This window comes from Rhodopirellula sp. P2 (assembly GCF_028768465.1).
In the GTDB taxonomy this organism is placed as follows: domain Bacteria; phylum Planctomycetota; class Planctomycetia; order Pirellulales; family Pirellulaceae; genus Rhodopirellula.
This window is the reverse complement of record NZ_CP118225.1, coordinates 4,082,070-4,098,756: the sequence shown is the minus strand read 5'-3', so window position 1 is coordinate 4,098,756 and position 16,687 is coordinate 4,082,070. Positions and strand designations below refer to the sequence as shown.

Annotated in this window: 14 protein-coding genes; 9 read left to right on the top strand and 5 right to left on the bottom strand. The window is 58.6% G+C overall.

Annotation, left to right across the window (positions count from 1 at the left end; genetic code table 11):
* Nucleotides 1–40 precede the first annotated feature (40 nt).
* The 3 genes from PSR62_RS14420 (at nt 41) to PSR62_RS14410 (ending at nt 3,510) form a co-directional block, all read left to right on the top strand.
* On the top strand, nt 41–586 hold the full coding sequence (locus PSR62_RS14420; protein ID WP_274403695.1) for an alpha/beta hydrolase: 546 nt from the start codon (nt 41–43) through the stop codon (nt 584–586).
* Complete coding sequence (locus tag PSR62_RS14415; protein ID WP_274403694.1) at nt 583–993, top strand: hypothetical protein; 411 nt, start codon at nt 583–585, stop codon at nt 991–993. The genes PSR62_RS14420 and PSR62_RS14415 overlap by 4 nt, the downstream gene beginning before the upstream one ends.
* 156 nt (nt 994–1,149) lie before the next feature.
* Nucleotides 1,150–3,510, top strand: coding sequence for a glycosyl hydrolase family 95 catalytic domain-containing protein (locus PSR62_RS14410; RefSeq protein ID WP_274403693.1), 2,361 nt, complete (start codon nt 1,150–1,152; stop codon nt 3,508–3,510).
* Between the two features lie 85 nt (nt 3,511–3,595).
* On the opposite strand, the gene PSR62_RS14405 is transcribed toward PSR62_RS14410, so the two are convergent.
* Nucleotides 3,596–3,778: a hypothetical protein gene (locus PSR62_RS14405; protein ID WP_274403692.1), complete on the bottom strand. Its 183-nt coding sequence runs from the start codon at nt 3,776–3,778 to the stop codon at nt 3,596–3,598.
* A gap of 4 nt (nt 3,779–3,782) precedes the next feature.
* Nucleotides 3,783–5,018, bottom strand: a complete 1,236-nt coding sequence (locus tag PSR62_RS14400; RefSeq protein ID WP_274403691.1) for a DUF1559 domain-containing protein — start codon at nt 5,016–5,018, stop codon at nt 3,783–3,785.
* Nucleotides 5,019–5,739: 721 nt separating this feature from the next.
* Between PSR62_RS14400 and PSR62_RS14395 the strand changes: the two genes are divergently transcribed.
* The gene (locus PSR62_RS14395) at nt 5,740–8,337 is read left to right on the top strand and encodes a tetratricopeptide repeat protein (RefSeq protein WP_274403690.1); all 2,598 of its coding nucleotides are present in this window, start codon (nt 5,740–5,742) and stop codon (nt 8,335–8,337) included.
* A 127-nt stretch (nt 8,338–8,464) separates the two neighbouring features.
* Nucleotides 8,465–8,884 (top strand): flagellar export chaperone FlgN, encoded by a 420-nt coding sequence (gene flgN / locus PSR62_RS14390; protein WP_274403689.1) that lies wholly within the window; start codon nt 8,465–8,467, stop codon nt 8,882–8,884.
* A 1,525-nt stretch (nt 8,885–10,409) separates the two neighbouring features.
* On the opposite strand, the gene PSR62_RS14385 is transcribed toward flgN, so the two are convergent.
* From PSR62_RS14385 to PSR62_RS14375, 3 genes are all read right to left on the bottom strand, one after another.
* Nucleotides 10,410–10,607: a cold-shock protein gene (locus tag PSR62_RS14385; protein ID WP_007326931.1), complete on the bottom strand. Its 198-nt coding sequence runs from the start codon at nt 10,605–10,607 to the stop codon at nt 10,410–10,412.
* 194 nt (nt 10,608–10,801) lie between these two features.
* A complete protein-coding gene (locus PSR62_RS14380) occupies nt 10,802–11,329 on the bottom strand; it encodes a hypothetical protein (protein ID WP_274403687.1) in 528 nt (175 codons plus the stop codon).
* A complete protein-coding gene (locus PSR62_RS14375; RefSeq protein ID WP_274403686.1) occupies nt 11,326–11,913 on the bottom strand; it encodes a hypothetical protein in 588 nt (195 codons plus the stop codon). Before PSR62_RS14375 ends, PSR62_RS14380 begins: the two co-directional genes overlap by 4 nt.
* Nucleotides 11,914–12,533: 620 nt before the next feature.
* Here PSR62_RS14375 and cysS point away from each other — a divergent pair.
* The 4 genes from cysS to PSR62_RS14355 all read left to right on the top strand — a co-directional run bounded on the left by cysS (nt 12,534) and on the right by PSR62_RS14355 (nt 16,540).
* Nucleotides 12,534–14,153: a cysteine--tRNA ligase gene (cysS, locus tag PSR62_RS14370; protein ID WP_274408235.1), complete on the top strand. Its 1,620-nt coding sequence runs from the start codon at nt 12,534–12,536 to the stop codon at nt 14,151–14,153.
* On the top strand, nt 14,135–14,671 hold the full coding sequence (gene ruvC / locus PSR62_RS14365; RefSeq protein ID WP_274403685.1) for a crossover junction endodeoxyribonuclease RuvC: 537 nt from the start codon (nt 14,135–14,137) through the stop codon (nt 14,669–14,671). Before cysS ends, ruvC begins: the two co-directional genes overlap by 19 nt.
* A gap of 118 nt (nt 14,672–14,789) precedes the next feature.
* Nucleotides 14,790–14,969: a hypothetical protein gene (locus tag PSR62_RS14360; RefSeq protein WP_274403684.1), complete on the top strand. Its 180-nt coding sequence runs from the start codon at nt 14,790–14,792 to the stop codon at nt 14,967–14,969.
* Nucleotides 14,970–15,097: 128 nt separating this feature from the next.
* A complete protein-coding gene (locus tag PSR62_RS14355; RefSeq protein ID WP_274403683.1) occupies nt 15,098–16,540 on the top strand; it encodes a hypothetical protein in 1,443 nt (480 codons plus the stop codon).
* Nucleotides 16,541–16,687 lie beyond the last annotated feature (147 nt).

Genomic DNA, 16,687 nt, shown 5'->3' with positions numbered 1-16,687 from the left:
CTGCCCCAATCAACCGCAAACAAAAATGCATTCCGCTCAAATGATCCTTCGAACGGGTTGCTTCGCAATCTGCCTGACGGGACTTGCTGCCGCGCAACCCCCGAAGGAAGTCGTCTCACCTGAACCCACCGAATCAGGGATCTCGTACGGAGACCATCGCAAGCAGCGACTGATGTATTGGACGCCCACCGAGGCATCGGATCGGCCCAGCCCGTGTGTGTTTTACATTCACGGGGGAGGATGGCGCGGCGGATCGCAGACCGACGCGAATTTGATGGGCATGCTGCCGCAGTTATTGGACTCGGGGATCACCGTGATTTCCGTGCAGTATCGATACATCCAAGACGCATTGGCAGAGCGAGTCGAACCACCTGTCAAGGCACCGATGTCCGACTGCGCTCGAGCATTGCAATATGTTCGCCATCACTCGAAACGCTTTGGCATCGATCCGGACCGAATGATCGCCGTGGGAGGATCCGCGGGTGCCTGCACGTCGCTGTGGTTGGCCCTGCATGACGACATGAAAGATCCCAGCAGTGAGGATCCGATTGCACAACAGTCGACACGGTTGATGGGGCCGCAGTGATCCGCCCTCAAACCACCCTCGATCCAAAGCAGATGCGGGAGTGGACGCCCAACAGTTGGTACGGCGGTCATGCGTTTGGCCGTTTCGCGAAAACGGGTGACAAAAAGCCCGCTCAGTTCGCGAAGTTCCTGGCCGCCAGAGAAGAGATCCTCCCGTGGATCAAAGCCTACTCTCCGATCGAACATGTCTCGCCCGATGATCCTCCGATCTACATGTTTTACAGCGACGTGCCCAAACTGGGTGAGAAGCAAGGCGACCCGACGCACACATCCAACTTTGGCATCCAGTTGCAGGAGCGACTGGAAGCAGCGGGCGTCGAGTGCGAACTGTTCCACAAGGGAGCCGATGTGCCTCACACCTCAGTGGAATCCTACTTGCTGGATCGCTTCGCCGACAAAGAGGACTGAGATTGCAAGAACGATTTGCGTCGACCAGGCAAGCGATCGCACCTCCTTTCTGTGATTTTGCGATGAGAAGGACGAGCGAGCCGGATCGTGACTCGGAGCCCACCATTGCTTAGAGTCATGGTCTCTCGTTTCTCACCCCAGTCGCAGTCGCCATCGATGACTTCATGCACCGTTTGTCGCCGTCCAACTCTGCTCACCACTCTTGCGCGATGGGGACTGGCCGGCCTGGTTTATCTGGTTTGTCTGGGGGGCAGCCAAGCCGTGCTGGCTCAACCGGTTCAGTTAGAGACTGGTGGGCAGGTCTCGAATTCCAATTCGATTCCCGCCTTCGCCCTGGCAGAACAAGTTGATTGGCCGGCATTCCTGGACACATGTGACTTGCGTCGGGACACGATGCCGCGTGCTTGGGACGAAGCGCCGTTCACTGGCAACGGGGAACAGGGCACGCTGGTTTATCAACTCGACGACCGCACGATTCGATTTGATGTCGGCTGCTCTGCCGCGCACGATCACCGGCCTTGGGAAGCAGACGACTTGTCTGAAAAGCATGTGGAGGTCCTCAATCGCGGGCGACACTTCATCGGGCATCTGGAACTTCGACTGCCGGCCGATATCGCCAGCGGCACGACCCGCGTCGAGTTGTGGAACGCTCAAGCAACCGGGACGATTCGTTCCGTGAATGGGAACGCGAGATGGACCGCCATCACGCATGCCATCGCACCGGTGATCCATTGCGAATTGCAGGCGGAGGGTGAACTGGCGGATTCCGAATTCGTTTACGTGGCTCGACCGCCAAAGAATCCGCGAGCCGTTCGAGCCAAAGCAGAACGCGCTGTGCCACATCCTGATCCTGTGATCTCAAAAACGGATGACGGGATCGAGCTTGTGATCCAAAACCTGGTAGCGGGTGGCCAAACAGCGGTCGCCTGGACCACTCGACATGAGGCCGGTCGGACGCGGCTGTGGTTGAGTGTTCAGCATTCGTTCCCCACTGGAGATGCTGCCCAACGAGTGGTCGATGCCGTGCGGACCGCCGTTGCCGCTGATCACGAAACCTGGATCAACCAGCACCGAACTTGGTGGCACAATGATTACCCGCAGAGCTTTCTCAGCACGGGATCCGCGTTCTGGAATTCCTTTTATTGGATCCAGCAATACAAACTGGCCAGTGCCACACGTGACCAGGGCTGGATCATCGACAACCAAGGACCTTGGTTGCAGCCCACCGCTTGGAATGCGACTTGGTGGAATCTGAACGCCCAACTCTCTCACCAGGGAGGCTACACGGCCAACCGTCGAGGCACGGTGTCAGCGCTTCGCCAAAAGCTGCACGACAACCAAGAACACCTGATTCAAAATGTGGCCGAACCCTACCGACACGACTCGTCTGCAATGGGCCGAGCCTCCTCCGGATGGGATTTGGTGGGGCATGTCGGACAGCCCGGTGGGCGTCCCAAGATGGATCCCCAAATAGGTGCTGAGTGCGCGAATTTGCTGTGGGCGCTGCACAATGTTGACCTGGAATACCGGTACTGGGTCGACGAATCGATTCGCGACCAGACGCTGTACCCGCTGCTCAAGCGAGCGGTCAATTACTACCGGCATTTCTTGAAACGTGATGACAGTGGCACATGGCATCTTCCCAAGACGTACAGCCCCGAATACCGGTTGGCGGAGGATTGCACTTATGACTTGGATTTCTTGCGTTGGGGGATCCACCGTTTGTTGGAACTCGCCGACGAGAAAGGTTTGTCAGCGGCCCAGGAACCGTTGCTCCCCGTTTGGCGTGACCTCGCAGACAACTTGGTCCAGGTGCAGACCAACGAAACCGGCCGAGCCATTGGTCGCGACGTCTGGCTGACAAATGGTCACCGCCATTGGTCCCATTTGATGGCGATCTATCCGTTGCGGACGATCACACCCGAATCAAAGGAAGATCGGGCACTGATCGAACGCAGCCTCCGACACTGGCGCTCGTTTGGGCGCGGCATCGCGGGGTACTCTTACACCGCCAGTTCGTGCATGGCATCGCTTCTCGGCGACGGCGATTCCGCACTGAAATTCTTGGAACAGCTGCGGCCGTACCTTCGGCCGAACACGTTCTATTCTGAAATTGGTTTGCCGGTGATGGAAACCCCGCTTCACGGAGCGACTGCGATTCAGGAGATGATGCTGCAGAGTCACCACGGACGCCTGGCAATCTTCCCTGCTGTGCCATCCGCTTGGCCCAACGTTCAGATCGGGCACTTGCGAAGCGAGGGGGGCTACCTGGTCAGCGGACGCATGGAAGACGGCAACGGTCGCTGGGTCCTGATCGAATCGACCCATGATGGAAACGTTGACGTTGCCCTGCCTGCAGGCAACTATCAGTGGTGCAAGAACGAACTGCCAGCGAAGGAGCTCACTGAGGACAAGCTTTCCAAGCCAAACACGATCCAGTTGGAATCAGCAAAAGGTGACCGATACCTGTTCTGGCCCGCCGGCGAACCACTTCCAGAACTGAAAATGGAAAACTGAGAAGCTTTGTCGCCTCACAGGGCGACGAAAAACAAGCACACCTGGCGCCGGCAGCGTGCTGCCGGCGTCAGGCAATGCAATGGATCTACATCTGCGGATCTGCAGGCGGGTTCATGTCCGCGTTGGCTGCTTCCGGATTGTTGTTCAAGTACTCCTGGATTTGGTCCGGATCAGCGGAAGGACCGGACTCTGCTTCACCACAACCGACCGTGGTTGCGAGGACAGCGAGGAAGGTCAGAGCGAACGCGTTTTTCAGATTGAGTCGCATGGGATCAAAATTCTCCTGAGATGATTTCTTTGGAACTGCGAGTGCCGAGTGCACCCCACAAACCGTAGGGGCTTTCCGCTCCGGGAACGGATTCTGGATCATTGTGCTGGGCGTGTGCGCCGACTTGACCGCGGTTCGCGTTGCCAGCATCGATTGAGTCCGTGATGAATTTGACAGCACCGTCTCCCATCAACACGTGGCATCCACCTTGGTGGCGACTTCCCATGGGGCATGTCGCGATCGAAACAATGTTGGTGTTGTTGATGCACAACGGTGAGTTGGGCGTCAGGATCGTGAAGACTTGCTGGCTAACAGGACTGCCATAGGCCCACTTCATCCCCCGTGTTTGCTCGCTGCTACCAACCTTGGGTGCGGAACTGAGCCAAAACTGGGGGCGTTCAGGATCAACAAATTGCTCGCACGAAGTGTTGCCGCCGATGTTGAGCAGATTGACCGCCGCATCAACCGCTTTGGTTCGTGTGTCGTTGTCACCCAAGTCGGTCACGATTTCACCAAAGGCAATGGTGTTTGAGAGACCATCCAAGATATCGCGAAAGGCGCTCTTTTGTTGGTTGCGGAAGAACCCACGCTGTGAAGCGCGGACGCGAGACTGGTAAGACGAGTTGGTCGTTGCAACGCCGTTGGTTCGGTTGCGGTAACCGCCCCAAGTCGTGTCGGTGGAATCACCGAGGCTGGGACCGTAGTTTGTCCGCCCTTGTCCAGGCAATCCGACGCCGGGATCGCTGGGGCAACGAAGCATCGGAAGGCTGGTCATCCATGGCCCATAAAAGCCACCCGCTGCATTGGTTGCCGCGTTGAGTGGACGGCCAGGCCAAGGTCCCATCGGGGCGTAGATGTTGCCAATGCCCGAGGTGCCTTCAGTCACTTGGTATGGGTTGCTGATCTGTTCCCACAAACCTTGTTGTTCGAAGAAGGGTGTCAAACCGACCAAGCAAGACAGGTCCAAGCGGTTGTTCCCGGTTGCTGCCGACCAGGCGTTCGTCCCTGTGCCGTGGGTTCCACCTTGATGTTCGGGAAGTTGCTTGTAAGCCGAGTGGTAGTTGTGCATCGCCAAGCCGATTTGCTTGAAGTTATTGCTGCAACTCATTCGCCGGGCTGCTTCCCGAGCAGCCTGAACGGCGGGCAAGAGCAGCCCAACAAGAACACCAATGATGGCGATGACAACCAACAACTCTACCAAGGTGAAACCAGGGTGGATCTTCCGAGACGCAATTCGCATCACAACTCCAATCGATTCAAGACAAGACAAGATAAGAAAAGAAAACAGTCGGAGATTAATGATTGAAGAGAAGATTGCCCCGAGAGATTGCGACGCCATAGAAGAGATATGCGACAAGCCATCGAGTGAAGGGAGACCAGGCGCCCAATCCAACGCCTCCAATCGACAGTTCCGCACCCTTGAGTGCGCCAAGCCGCATCCCCATGATGTCAGAGCACTCAACTGTCCTTCTCACGGATCCGAGCGAAACAGTGGACCTTTAGATTGTCTGCAAAGGAACGATCCGCCCCGCTGAGTTTTCAGCGTCCATTTCAATCAGGTGATATCTGAACATTCCTTTGGTGGGGACGCCGGTAGCTCTCGCCCTGTCGATGATGAATGAGAGTCAGCGGCAGGCTGTTCGCAATGATGTCGATGCGACATCCGTTCTAAGACAGCTGGCAGCCATCTTTTCACCAACTATTTTTCTGCGTCGCCCTGGCCGCTCATTCTGAACCCGCCGCAAGGCCCCCTCATTCGCCTATTCGACTCTCCCATCGCGTGGGAACGTGACCGAACGGCTGACAGGTCGAGGGCGAAACGCGTGATTCCCGCCACCTGATTTGGCAATCCGCTCCAAGCTGCCCAGAGCCGACCGTGAAACAAGCGGCACGCGGACGCCGAGGTTGCGACGAAGCCGTCGATTTTGGTATCGCGAAAGGTTCCCGATCGAGGTGACATTGTGGCTAAACCTGACGAAACCGATACACAAGACGCGAATCCGCCAAGCAGCCGGTCCAAGACCACGGTTGCCTCGCTGGCGTTCGTGACGATGTTCACGATGGTCGGCTTCGCCTACATGTTCTCAATTGTGGCGGGCGGGCGAGAGATCGATGCCCCGCAAACGCTGAACCTCGCATCCGCCCAATACGTCGCCGGAAATGTCATCGTGGCCGGCGATCTGGCGGCGCGTGCCAAGTTGAACGAAAAGAACGAAGACGAAAGAAAGCTGTACCCGATGCAGCAATTTCTGATCGGCGCGGGAACCTACGCGCGAGCCAACCAAGCGGTTTCGCTTCGGGATCGCCAAGAACAAATGGAGAAGGCACTGCCCTACTTGCAGCGAGCCCATTCCCTGGGCTTCCCCGAAGGGCGAGACGCCGAGGGACACCAAATGCTGGGCGGAACCCTGAACGCGATCGGGCGTCATGAGCAAGCTGCCAAGCACTTGAAGCAAGCCGTTGACATTGACCTGACCTTGCGTGGGGAACTGCTGCCCTTGCTCGCCCGTTCACTGGCGTCCTCCATCTCAGCCAAACCCGACGAAGCCTTGCGGACCATTGTCGCTCACCTGAATGAATCCGGGCTGGACAATCGCCGCCGAAGCGAAGCCGAGATCCTACGGATTGAACTCCTCAATCAACTCAGACGACACGACGACGCACTCCCCGTGATCGCTCGCGTGGAAGAAGACATCGCAGAAGACCTTGCATTGCAAAAGCCGTGGGCGATGCAATTGCAGGATCAACTGAGCCTGCAACGTGGAGTGGCTCGAGTCGGCCGGATCATCGACACCCTCCCGAACTCAATCTCCGCGAAAATCATCGCGGGAATTCCAATCGTGGCTGACCGAGCCCTGCCGGAAGATTCCCAAGCCGAGCTCAAAGACGTGATTCGCGTGTTGGATCAACTGCAACGCGAAGCCGACCCCAAGGTCGCCGGCAGCGCACGCCTGTTGGTGGCACAATCCTACCTGCTGCTCAACGATCCCGATCTGGCACTCGCACGACTCACTCAAACTCGGCAGCAACGCCCCTTCGACGCCCGCGGCCTGGAGGGCGGCATCTCAGAGATGGAATTGCTAGCCAGTCGCGCGATGGGCGATGACGTGGTGCAAACCGCGCGGTACCTGGTGCGAGAAATCGGCCAGAGCCAATACCTGGACTTCCCTGAGATAGCGAGGGAAAGCGTCACCCAACGAATCATTGATGCCATCGCGATGCTGAGAGGTGCAGGCCAATACTCACCAGCGGCCGACACCGCGACCGTCACCGCTCCGGTGCTGGGACTGGCAAGTTCCTACAGCCAAGCCGGGATGGCCTACCGGGATTGGGGCGAAGCCACACTGGAAGCCGGCATGGGACCGGGCGGAGAACTTTCTCGAGAGGCATCGGAACTGGCTCGCGAACGTTTTCGCAGCGCGGGAGACGCCTACGCCGCTGCCGCGAAGGAACAATTTGACACCGACGAATACGTCTCGACCCTGTGGCTGGCAATCGAGTCCTACCAGAAGGGCCGGCACTTTTCACGCAGCGCCGCGTTGCTCGAAGACTACTTGCGATACGAAGACCGTGGACGAATCCCACGCGCCCTGGTCGCCCACGGACGTGCGCTCCTGGCGGACGGCAATCCCAAAGCCGCAATCGCATCGCTGCAGACCTGCATCATCGAATACGAACGCGACCCGATGCGGTACGACGCTCGGCTGCTGGCCGCTCAAGCTGCCGCGGACCTGGGTGACCGACAACGAGCAAGAGAATGGCTGGAAGCGAACCTCAACGATGGGCAGCTGACGCCACAAAGCCCGGCCTGGCGAGATTCCTTGTTGACGCTCGGCGAAATGCTATTCGCAGAAAGCCTGTCACAAACACTGAAAGCTCGTGAACTGGACCGGGACAAACGGATCGAAGCACTGCGAGAGACTCGCCCCACACTGGAACAGGCGATGCGGCGACTGGACGAAGCGGTCCAACGATACTGGCCCGAACCACGAACCCAAACGGCCGCCTACTCACTCGCCCGCGGGCACTTGCTCGCAACAGAACTGCCGGAGATTGAACTGACATCAACGGAGCTTCAAGACACCGCCAGGCGGGGGCTGAGCCAAAAGGCGAACTCTCGCCGACAAGCGGCGCTCGACCAGTTTGCGATGCTGGCGAACTACCTGCAGAACCAGCAGCGAGACAGCGACCTGAGCGACAAGCAACGGGCCCTGCTTCGCAATGCACTGATTGGCCAAGCAGACACACTGCGGGACATGAACCGGTTCGCCGAGGCAGCCGACGCCTACCGCGACATGGCACTTCGATACATGAACGAACCGGCGTCGCTGGAAGCCTTCCTGGGGCAGTCACAAATGATGCGAAAGATTGGGCGAGTTCGCGAAGCGGACCTGTTGATTCGCCAAGCGGATGTGGTTCTCAGCCGAATTGGTGCCCAGTGGGACGACGAATTCGACCAGGTCACGCGTTACGACCGAGCGGGCTGGGAACGCTACCTGGCGTGGATGGTTGAACGACTCGACCAAGGCGCTCAGTTGACCAACCAATCAGCCCCCTAAAAGTCACCTTGACGCACCGAGCCAGTCGGATTGTGATGAGACCGGCACACACGAAATCTTTCATCGATTTCGAATCACGGGGAACTCCCGCTCGACAATCGATTCACCAAGGGAATGGAACGAAGACATGGAAGCCACCATCGATCGTCGGTTTGCATTGTTGGAATTGCTGTTGGAGCTGACCGTTCAGCAGGAAGCGGCCATCTCCGAAGGCCACATGAATGAGCTGATGCGAGTGCTGAGCCAAAAGCAGCGTGCCGTGGAGCAACTCGTGCAGGCGTCCGAGCAACTCAAAAATGAGCGGACCGAACGCGGCGACTCGCCACCAGTGTCAGACGAACACCGGCAACGAAACGCGAAGTGCGATGAAATGCATCGCGAACTGATGGCGCGTGAGCAGGCCAGCGAAAAAATGCTAAGCGACAACCGCGACGACGTTGCGTCGCAGCTGCAGCAAAATGACGGGGCTAAACGAGCTGCCAAGGGCTACGACCAAACGAACCGCGGGGCGTCGTCGGGGGGAAGCACTCTGGACCTGTCGCAGTAGTTTGGAAGCTGAGTTCTCTTGAAAACCCGACGCGTGAGCGAGGCCCATGCGGCATGCCCGACGCCGGCCCCGTCCGGGGCGGTCTATTGTTTTTCGTGCTCGGTCTCGGGGCTTCCACCCCGAGCTAAGGAAGTCGGCCCCGTCCGGGGCGAGACTCACTGTCGAGCGATGCCCCGGTTCGCGTCCCCGTCATCGCCGCCCGGGTTTTTCAATTTACAATTTACAACTTCACTTTTTCAGTCGCCCCCCGTCGCGTCGCTCGCCACCTGTCGCCGCTCCGCGGCTTGTCGAGGAAGGGGTGACGCCCGAGACCTCGGGTTGAAACCCGAGGCTGGCAACTGTCACCGCTCCGCGGTTGTTCGATCATCCGGACTCACTCAACCAGTCGCGGAGCGACGGAAGCCGAAAGCCTTGGGTTTTCAACCCAAGGTCACACGCCTGTGACATACGACTCCCAAGTCGCGGAGCGACGACAGTTGCTTGCCGCGCTATCGTCGAACGCCCGCCCGGTTCCCGTCCCCGTCATCGCCGCCCGGATTTTTCAATTTACAATTTACAACTTCACTTTTTCAATCGCCCCCCGTCGCGTCGCTCGCCACCTGTCGCCGCTCCGCGGCTTGCCGAGGAAGGGGGTGACGCCCGAGACCTCGGGTTGAAACCCGAGGCTGGCAACTGTCACCGCTCCGCGGTTGTTCGATCATCCGGACTCACTCAACCAGTCGCGGAGCGACGGAAGCCGAAAGCCTTGGGTTTTCAACCCAAGGTCACGCGCCTGTGACATACGACTCCCAAGTCGCGGAGCGACGACAGTTGCTTGCCGCGCTATCGTCGAACGCCCGCCCGGTTCCCGTCCCCGTCATCGCCGCCCGGATTTTTCAATTTACAATCTACAACTTCACTTTTTCAGTCGCCCCCCGTCGTGTCGCTCGCCACCTGTCGCCGCTCCGCGGCTTGTCGAGGAAGGGGGTGACGCCCGAGACCTCGGGTTGAAACCCGAGGCTGGCAACTGCCACCGCTCCGCGGTTGTTCGATCATCCGGACTCACTCAACCAGTCGCGGAGCGACGGAAGCCGAAAGCCTTGGGTTTTCAACCCAAGGTCACGCGTCTGTGACATACCACTCCCAAGTCGCGGAGCGACGACAGTTGCTTGCCGCGCTATCGTCGAACGCCCGCCCGGTTCCCGCCCCCGTCATCGCCGCCCGGATTTTTCAATTTACAATTTACAACTTCACTTTTTCAGTCGCCCCCCGTCGCGTCGCTCGCCACCTGTCGCCGCTCCGCGGCTTGTCGAGGAAGGGGTCACGCCCGAGACCTCGGGTTGAAACCCGAGGCTGGCAACTGTCACCGCTCCGCGGTTGTTCGATCATCGGTTGATCTTGAGAACTGCGAAACGCATTGAATCGACCGCCCATGACGCATCGGGTTGCCAGAAAGAGCGGTGGGGCTGGGTGCTTTCAGCGCATAAAAAAACCACCATCAAATGAATCAATGGCGGTGTCAATTTTATCTACGAGATCAAGCCGTTCAGGCAGGAGTCACGTTTTCGGCACAAGGTCCTTTGGGACCACGACCTTCAGTGTAAGTGACTTTTTGACCTTCTTGCAGTTCGTCGTAACTCGCGCCTTCGACATTCGTGCAGTGGAAGAACAAGTCTTTCGGCCCTCCAGTGTCGATAAAACCGAAGCCTTTGTCGGTGAGCCGTTTGATTGTACCTTCTGCCATTCTTCTAATTCCTTCGTGTAAACTGTGATGTTTCTCGCACCGAGTGCGCGAGCGATACCACCACCAGAGGGACTATAACAGATTCCAGATGCCTGTGGTGAGATGCTGCTGCTCAGATTTCATGGAAAAAGTCAAATTTGGTGTTTTTCGGCTGCTTTCCTGCCGGAATCAGCCTGCGGCCACCCGCAAACCCGTCACCGGACATGGATCTTTTGAGCCTGGATCGTGATCAGATTCACCCCCTCGTCGTAGCTCACGCTGCCAGAGACGGTGACAACATCTCCCTTGGCTAGGCCCGCGAGATTATCGGCTCGAGTCTTGCGAACCGCCCCGGACTCATCGACCAACTGCACAACGGCTTTGGGCGCGTTGGCCAAGCGACGCTTGCAGAACGGGCAGTTGTCGGCGTGCTCAGGATCGCCGCCTGTGTGATCTTCATCGGGCAATTCACTCAGCATGAACGTCGCTGAACCAGGCTCGAACGCATCAAACTCACCCGCGTCGATCCTGCCGACCAAAGTGACCTCGCTGGGTGCCGGGGTGGCCTCGTCCCCGAACTGCTCCTTGACTTCGGTCAGCGAGAGCGCGTCCGCAGGCATCTCACGGAGGAGCACCGCTGGGTCCGCGTCCGAAGACGCCGTCTCGCTGCCAGCCGGTTCACAACCAACAGCCAAGACCAAGCAACCGGCGATCAACGCCAGGGAATGAAAACGGCGAGTCATTGGAGGCCTCCCAGGACCTTGATCGAATCGTCAATGTCGCCACTGACTTCGCTGTATTCAGCTCCGTTTTCACCATGCAGCTTGGCATCCACCGATCCAAACGCATCGAACAAAGCATCCACTGCTGCAAGAGCCTGCTTCTTTTGCTCTTCGTTCAGATCGCTGCTTTTTGCCAGGGCTTCTGTCTGCTCCAACAGCGTTCCAATGTCGTGCAATTCGTTGTGAATCGAATCGACATCGTCATCCGCGAAACCGCCCGCGATGGTCGTCTTCATTTTCGCCAACTTCTCAACCGCAGCAGCAAACGACTTGGGTGCTGCGGGCTTTTCCAGATGAACCAGAGCGTCGCTGCTCAATCCGGCCGCGTCGGCGTCAATGACTTCGTGGTCACCGTGATCATGGCCCTCATGCCCATCTGCATCGTGGTCATGCCCCTCGTGATCTCCGTGGTCGTCATGGCCGTGATCATCACCACCGGATTCTGACGCTGACGTGGCAGCCGAATCCGTGGTGCTGGAGGGTTGGCAACCAGGGGCGGCCACCAGGGCCAACGAGAGCAAAACGAGAAAGGTGATCTTGGTCATTGGGGCCGCTTTCCGAGGTGGGGGCAATGGAAACGCTGAAAAACAAAGTCGCGAGAGCGTGCCGGCAACAGAGCCGCTTCGCGAAACAAGGTTGTCGCAGAAGGCGATCAGCGGTGGTTTGCTACGCACCTTGAAGCCCTAGCGTTCACCCACTTTTTGAATGCCACAAACCAAAATGCATTCCAACGCGGCTGCCGGGGACGCCAAAGCAAAACTTCACCATCGCCCCCATTCCCCCTACACCACCACTCCAGAGACAATTCATTTAGCATCTGAGCCCCCTGGGACGCCCCGATCGCTGCGCCACAGCTTGTTGGTCTGTTTAGCCGCTGGGTCGTTGGCGGCCTGCGGATTCACGGAGCCGTTCAGGCAATCGCCTGGGTTCCACCACCACAGAACCGGGGCCATCGCCCAAACGGCTCAAATCATCCCCCTCATTCCAAGCTGCAACTCAGCACCACGAATCATTTCAGAGACATTTGACACGGGCAGATCTGGCAACCAGCGAACCGGCTTGGAAAGCGGGCTCGATCCAAGCCGGACTGATTCCCTATACTCCCTGGCTCTTCCAATTCGCGAGGACGCCTCGCCTTTGCTTCTTTCCAATCGCACGCACGCTGATGAGCATGACCGCCGCTGACCCGACCTCATCGGTCGCCTCCCCTTCTTCCTCCCAACCCGCCATTCGTGTTTACAACACACTGAGCAAAACCAAGGAGCCGTTTTTGCCGCTGCGTGCTCCGCGTGTGGGCATGTATCTGTGCGGGCCGACGGTTTACGCCGAGTCTCACATCGGGCACATGGTTGGCCCGGTCATCTTTGACACGATCAAACGCTACCTGACTTACAGCGGGTTCGAAGTGACGTGGGTGGTCAACATCACCGATGTCGACGACAAACTGATCAAGAAATCCAAAGAACGGGGCATCCCGATGAGCCAAATCGCGGTGGAGATGACCGCGGACTACCTGGCCAACCTCCGGGAACTGGGCGTCAACCAGATCGACCATCTGCCGCGTGCAACCGACCACATGCCACAGATCATCGCGTTCATTGGATCGCTGGAATCGAAAGGCTTTGCCTACGCGATTGACGGCGACGTGTTCTTCGACGTGACCAAGGACCCTGGTTACGGGCAACTGTCCAATCGCTCGGTCGAAGACCAACAGGGCGAAGGCGGTGGCGCGGCAGCGAAGAAACGCAACCCTGGCGACTTTGCATTGTGGAAATCCGCCCGCCCAGGCGAACCGTACTGGGAAAGCCCTTGGGGCGATGGTCGACCAGGATGGCACATCGAGTGTTCTGCGATGAGCCATGAAATCCTGGGCGAGACCTTCGATATCCACGGCGGCGGGTTGGACCTGATGTTCCCGCACCATGAAAACGAGCGAGCGCAAAGCACGTGCTGCCACGGCGCACCGATGGTGAAGTACTGGATGCACAACGGCTTGATGCGAGCCGGCGAGAAAGGCAAGGTTGGAGGCAAGAGCGATCGCGAAAACGCGGCGGCCGAAGCAGCCAGCGTGGAAGAACAAGCCTCGGGAAAAATCAGCCGCAGCAAAGGCGCCGGCGGCTTGGCCGATTTGATTCGCAGCCAGACCGGTGAACGCATCCGGTTCTTCTTGTTGCGAACTCAATATCGCAGCACGATCGTTTACAACGAAGAAACCTTGGCCGAAGCCGGCACCTCACTGGAAGCGTTCTACCGTTACTTCGATCGCTTCGAAGAGATCACTGGCCACTCGTTTTACGACCTGACCGCGGCGACGCGGCGTGCCGAAGGCGACTTCGATCCAGCCGGCGACGCGTTGCTGACCGAGATCCACGCGATCCGAGAAAAATTCTTGGCCGCAATGGACGACGACTTCAACACGGGCGCTGCAATCAGCGTGCTGTTCGACGCGCTGCGGACCCTCAACCGGCACGTCGACGCCAACCAACTGGCCGCCGGTGCCGATGTCAAATCGCCTGCCGTGGAATCGCTGGTCAAAGCCACCTCTGTCATCGCAGAATTGTCACGTGTGCTGGGTTTGTTTGCCAAACCTCCGGCCACCTCCGGTGGCGACGAAGCGGATGCAGAACTCCTTGATTCGGTGGTGCATTTGTTGATCAACCTTCGCAAGGAAGCTCGCGAGCGAAAGGATTACGCCACCGGCGATGCAATCCGAGATCGATTGGCTGATCTTGGCGTCGCCTTGCTCGACAAGAAAGAAGGCACCTCTTGGGAACGCAAGTCGTAACAGCTCGGCCCGGATCGGCATCCTGCATTTTAGGAATCGACCCGGGGCTCAACACCACCGGTTACGCGGTGATCTCGCGAGAGGGATCGCGTCTGTGCTTGCGTGAAGCGGGGGTGATCAAGTCACGCCGCTCCGACACGCTCCCGGAACGCCTACAAGAAATCCATGTTGGACTGTCGGAAGTTTTCGCGGCCCATCCCGTGGAACTGATGGCAGTGGAGCAATTGTTCTCGCATTACGATCGCCCTCGCACGGCGATCCTGATGGGGCACGCTCGCGGCGTGATCTGCCTGGCAGCCGCCATGGCTGGTGTGCCGGTTGAGCACTACGAACCAACTCGCGTGAAGAAGGTGATGACCGGCAACGGCCGAGCCCCCAAAAGCCAAATGCAATTGGCGGTGAAGATGCAACTGAACCTGCAATCAGTCCCCGAGCCCGATGACGTCGCCGACGCGATGGCAATCTGCTTGTGCGGGCACTACTTGGCCAACAACCCGATCGACCAGGCGCTGGCCTGAAGCCCAACGCCGGCCTCCGGCGTGGACTGATCGCGATGACTGCGACAGTCTCCCAAAGGAGCGAGATGGTTGAGAAGACTGGAGTTTGCTAGCCTACGTCGGCCCAGTGGAGGTGGCTATGCAACACTCATCCGGCAAGGAGTTGCCTGAACAGGCCCGCTCAACTGCCGAAGCGGCGCCGGAGCGGCTTGATCCGGCCTACCTGAGAAATCGATCACCTATCAATGTGAACCCCCATGTTGAAACCAACTTCCGCAGTGCGTTCTTTTCCTCTGAAGGAAGTCGGTTTGACCTTTGAGTGATTCACCGAACGGTCTGCCAACGCCACCTGCTGGCGTTCTCCGAGGAGATGAATGCCAACTGACATGGATGGATGCCGTCGGCCGCGAGGCGAAGCGGCTTGGGTGGCAGCGCTACGGGCTCTTGATGTTTGGCATTGCCTGCCAGTGCGTCACGCTTGCGATCACCTGGCCGCTCTGGCAAACGCGGGAAATGCCACCGCACCTGCCAACGTTTGACCTGCCTTCGCTTTCATTTGGCTGGCTCCTCATCGCGTCCCTTGCCTGGACTGTGATCCGTCCGAGATCGGGACTGGCAGTGCACTGGGGCACCCTGATTGTCGCAGCTGTCTTTGATCAGTTTCGCTTGCAGCCGCAGTTCTTTTCAATCGCGTTGTTGATGACAGCATGCGTGCTGGACGCCGGCCACCGAATCGCCCGCTGGGCATTGGTATCGACCTGGGTTTGGGCGGGGCTGCACAAGCTCCTGTCGCCAGACTGGTTTGGCTACGCATCGCATTGGCTGGTCGCGCGCAGCGGGCTCGACGCGGACTCGACCTACCTGGGGTTCGCCTTGGCGGTGGCGGTCGTCGAGCTCGCCGTTGGGGTGCTGGCGATTTTCCGGCCCCGCTGGGCGGCGCCCGCCTGCTTGGCCATGCACCTGGGAATCGCACTGACGATTTCGCCATTGGTCTTGAACTGGAACGAAAGCGTGCTCCCGTGGAACCTGTCGGTCGCGGTGATCGGCTCCTGGGTGATGCTGACCACCAAGTCTTGGTGGCCGGCCGCGGCTTGGGAAAAGGTGGTTTGCGCGGTCGCCTTGGTCGCTCCCGTTGGATTTTACGGCGGGTACGTCGATCATGGATTTTCTGGGGTGCTCTACTCGGGTTCGATTCCGCAAGGGCTGATCACCTCGCGGACCGGCACTCATCCGATCGAAGGCTGGGGCGACCTGCGCGTTCCATTTCCAAAAGAGCGCCGAACAATCCGCCTCTACTTTGAACAAGTTGCTGAGCCGGGCGACAAATTGCATCTCGCGGACCCTCGGCCCTGGCTGGACGACGCTTTCTACATGCTGGATTCACAGGGCCGCGCCAAGGCGATGGGTCGCGATGAGTTCTTTGCCGGGATTCCAGTGGACAGCCTCGAACGACTCAACCCGATTCATGACGATGCCCCGAAGGGCTCTCCGACCCCGGCACCACTGGAAATCAGCGGAGTTGGAATCGACAGCCGGCGTTCCAGATTCGAGCTCCAGAAGGCTGGCGTGCGGATGGTTCGTCGCGCCGAGGATCAACCAATTTTTGCAATCGAATTCACAGAAGGGAACTTTGATCCCTCACTGCTGAAGCACGTGGCGCGCCTGCCCAACCTGATGCAAATCCAGCTCGCTGGGACGAGCGTTCAGGACGAGGACCTGTCCAAGCTGGCAGAGCTGAGGTTGCTCACCGGCATCGGGCTGGACCGGACCAGCATCACCGACGAGGGAATCTTGCACCTGAGCGACTTGCCATTCCTACAGCACATCGAATGCGAGGGAACCAGCATCACTGCCGAAGGCCTCCATGCTGTGATCAAAAATCCGTTCTAAGAGGTTTGACCGATTGCTCGCGTTGGCGATTTCGGGTCCAGCCCAATTTTGAGACCCCAAGAATTCTCTTTGAGGCCCCAAGAATTCACAGAGCAGGCGATTGCGAACTGCAAGCCAACCACCTGCATTCCGGTTATGTTCGGGGAC

Bases quoted from the DNA above. Each gene is read 5' to 3' on its own strand.
- flgN (WP_274403689.1), top strand. From the start codon at position 8,465: ATGGAAGCCACCATCGATCGTCGGTTTGCATTGTTGGAATTGCTGTTG.
- PSR62_RS14360 (WP_274403684.1), top strand. From the start codon at position 14,790: ATGCAACACTCATCCGGCAAGGAGTTGCCTGAACAGGCCCGCTCAACT.
- PSR62_RS14400 (WP_274403691.1), bottom strand. From the start codon at position 5,018: ATGCGAATTGCGTCTCGGAAGATCCACCCTGGTTTCACCTTGGTAGAG.
- PSR62_RS14420 (WP_274403695.1), top strand. From the start codon at position 41: ATGATCCTTCGAACGGGTTGCTTCGCAATCTGCCTGACGGGACTTGCT.
- PSR62_RS14355 (WP_274403683.1), top strand. From the start codon at position 15,098: ATGTTTGGCATTGCCTGCCAGTGCGTCACGCTTGCGATCACCTGGCCG.
- PSR62_RS14410 (WP_274403693.1), top strand. From the start codon at position 1,150: ATGACTTCATGCACCGTTTGTCGCCGTCCAACTCTGCTCACCACTCTT.
- cysS (WP_274408235.1), top strand. From the start codon at position 12,534: ATGAGCATGACCGCCGCTGACCCGACCTCATCGGTCGCCTCCCCTTCT.
- PSR62_RS14380 (WP_274403687.1), bottom strand. From the start codon at position 11,329: ATGACTCGCCGTTTTCATTCCCTGGCGTTGATCGCCGGTTGCTTGGTC.
- PSR62_RS14405 (WP_274403692.1), bottom strand. From the start codon at position 3,778: ATGCGACTCAATCTGAAAAACGCGTTCGCTCTGACCTTCCTCGCTGTC.
- PSR62_RS14375 (WP_274403686.1), bottom strand. From the start codon at position 11,913: ATGACCAAGATCACCTTTCTCGTTTTGCTCTCGTTGGCCCTGGTGGCC.
- PSR62_RS14385 (WP_007326931.1), bottom strand. From the start codon at position 10,607: ATGGCAGAAGGTACAATCAAACGGCTCACCGACAAAGGCTTCGGTTTT.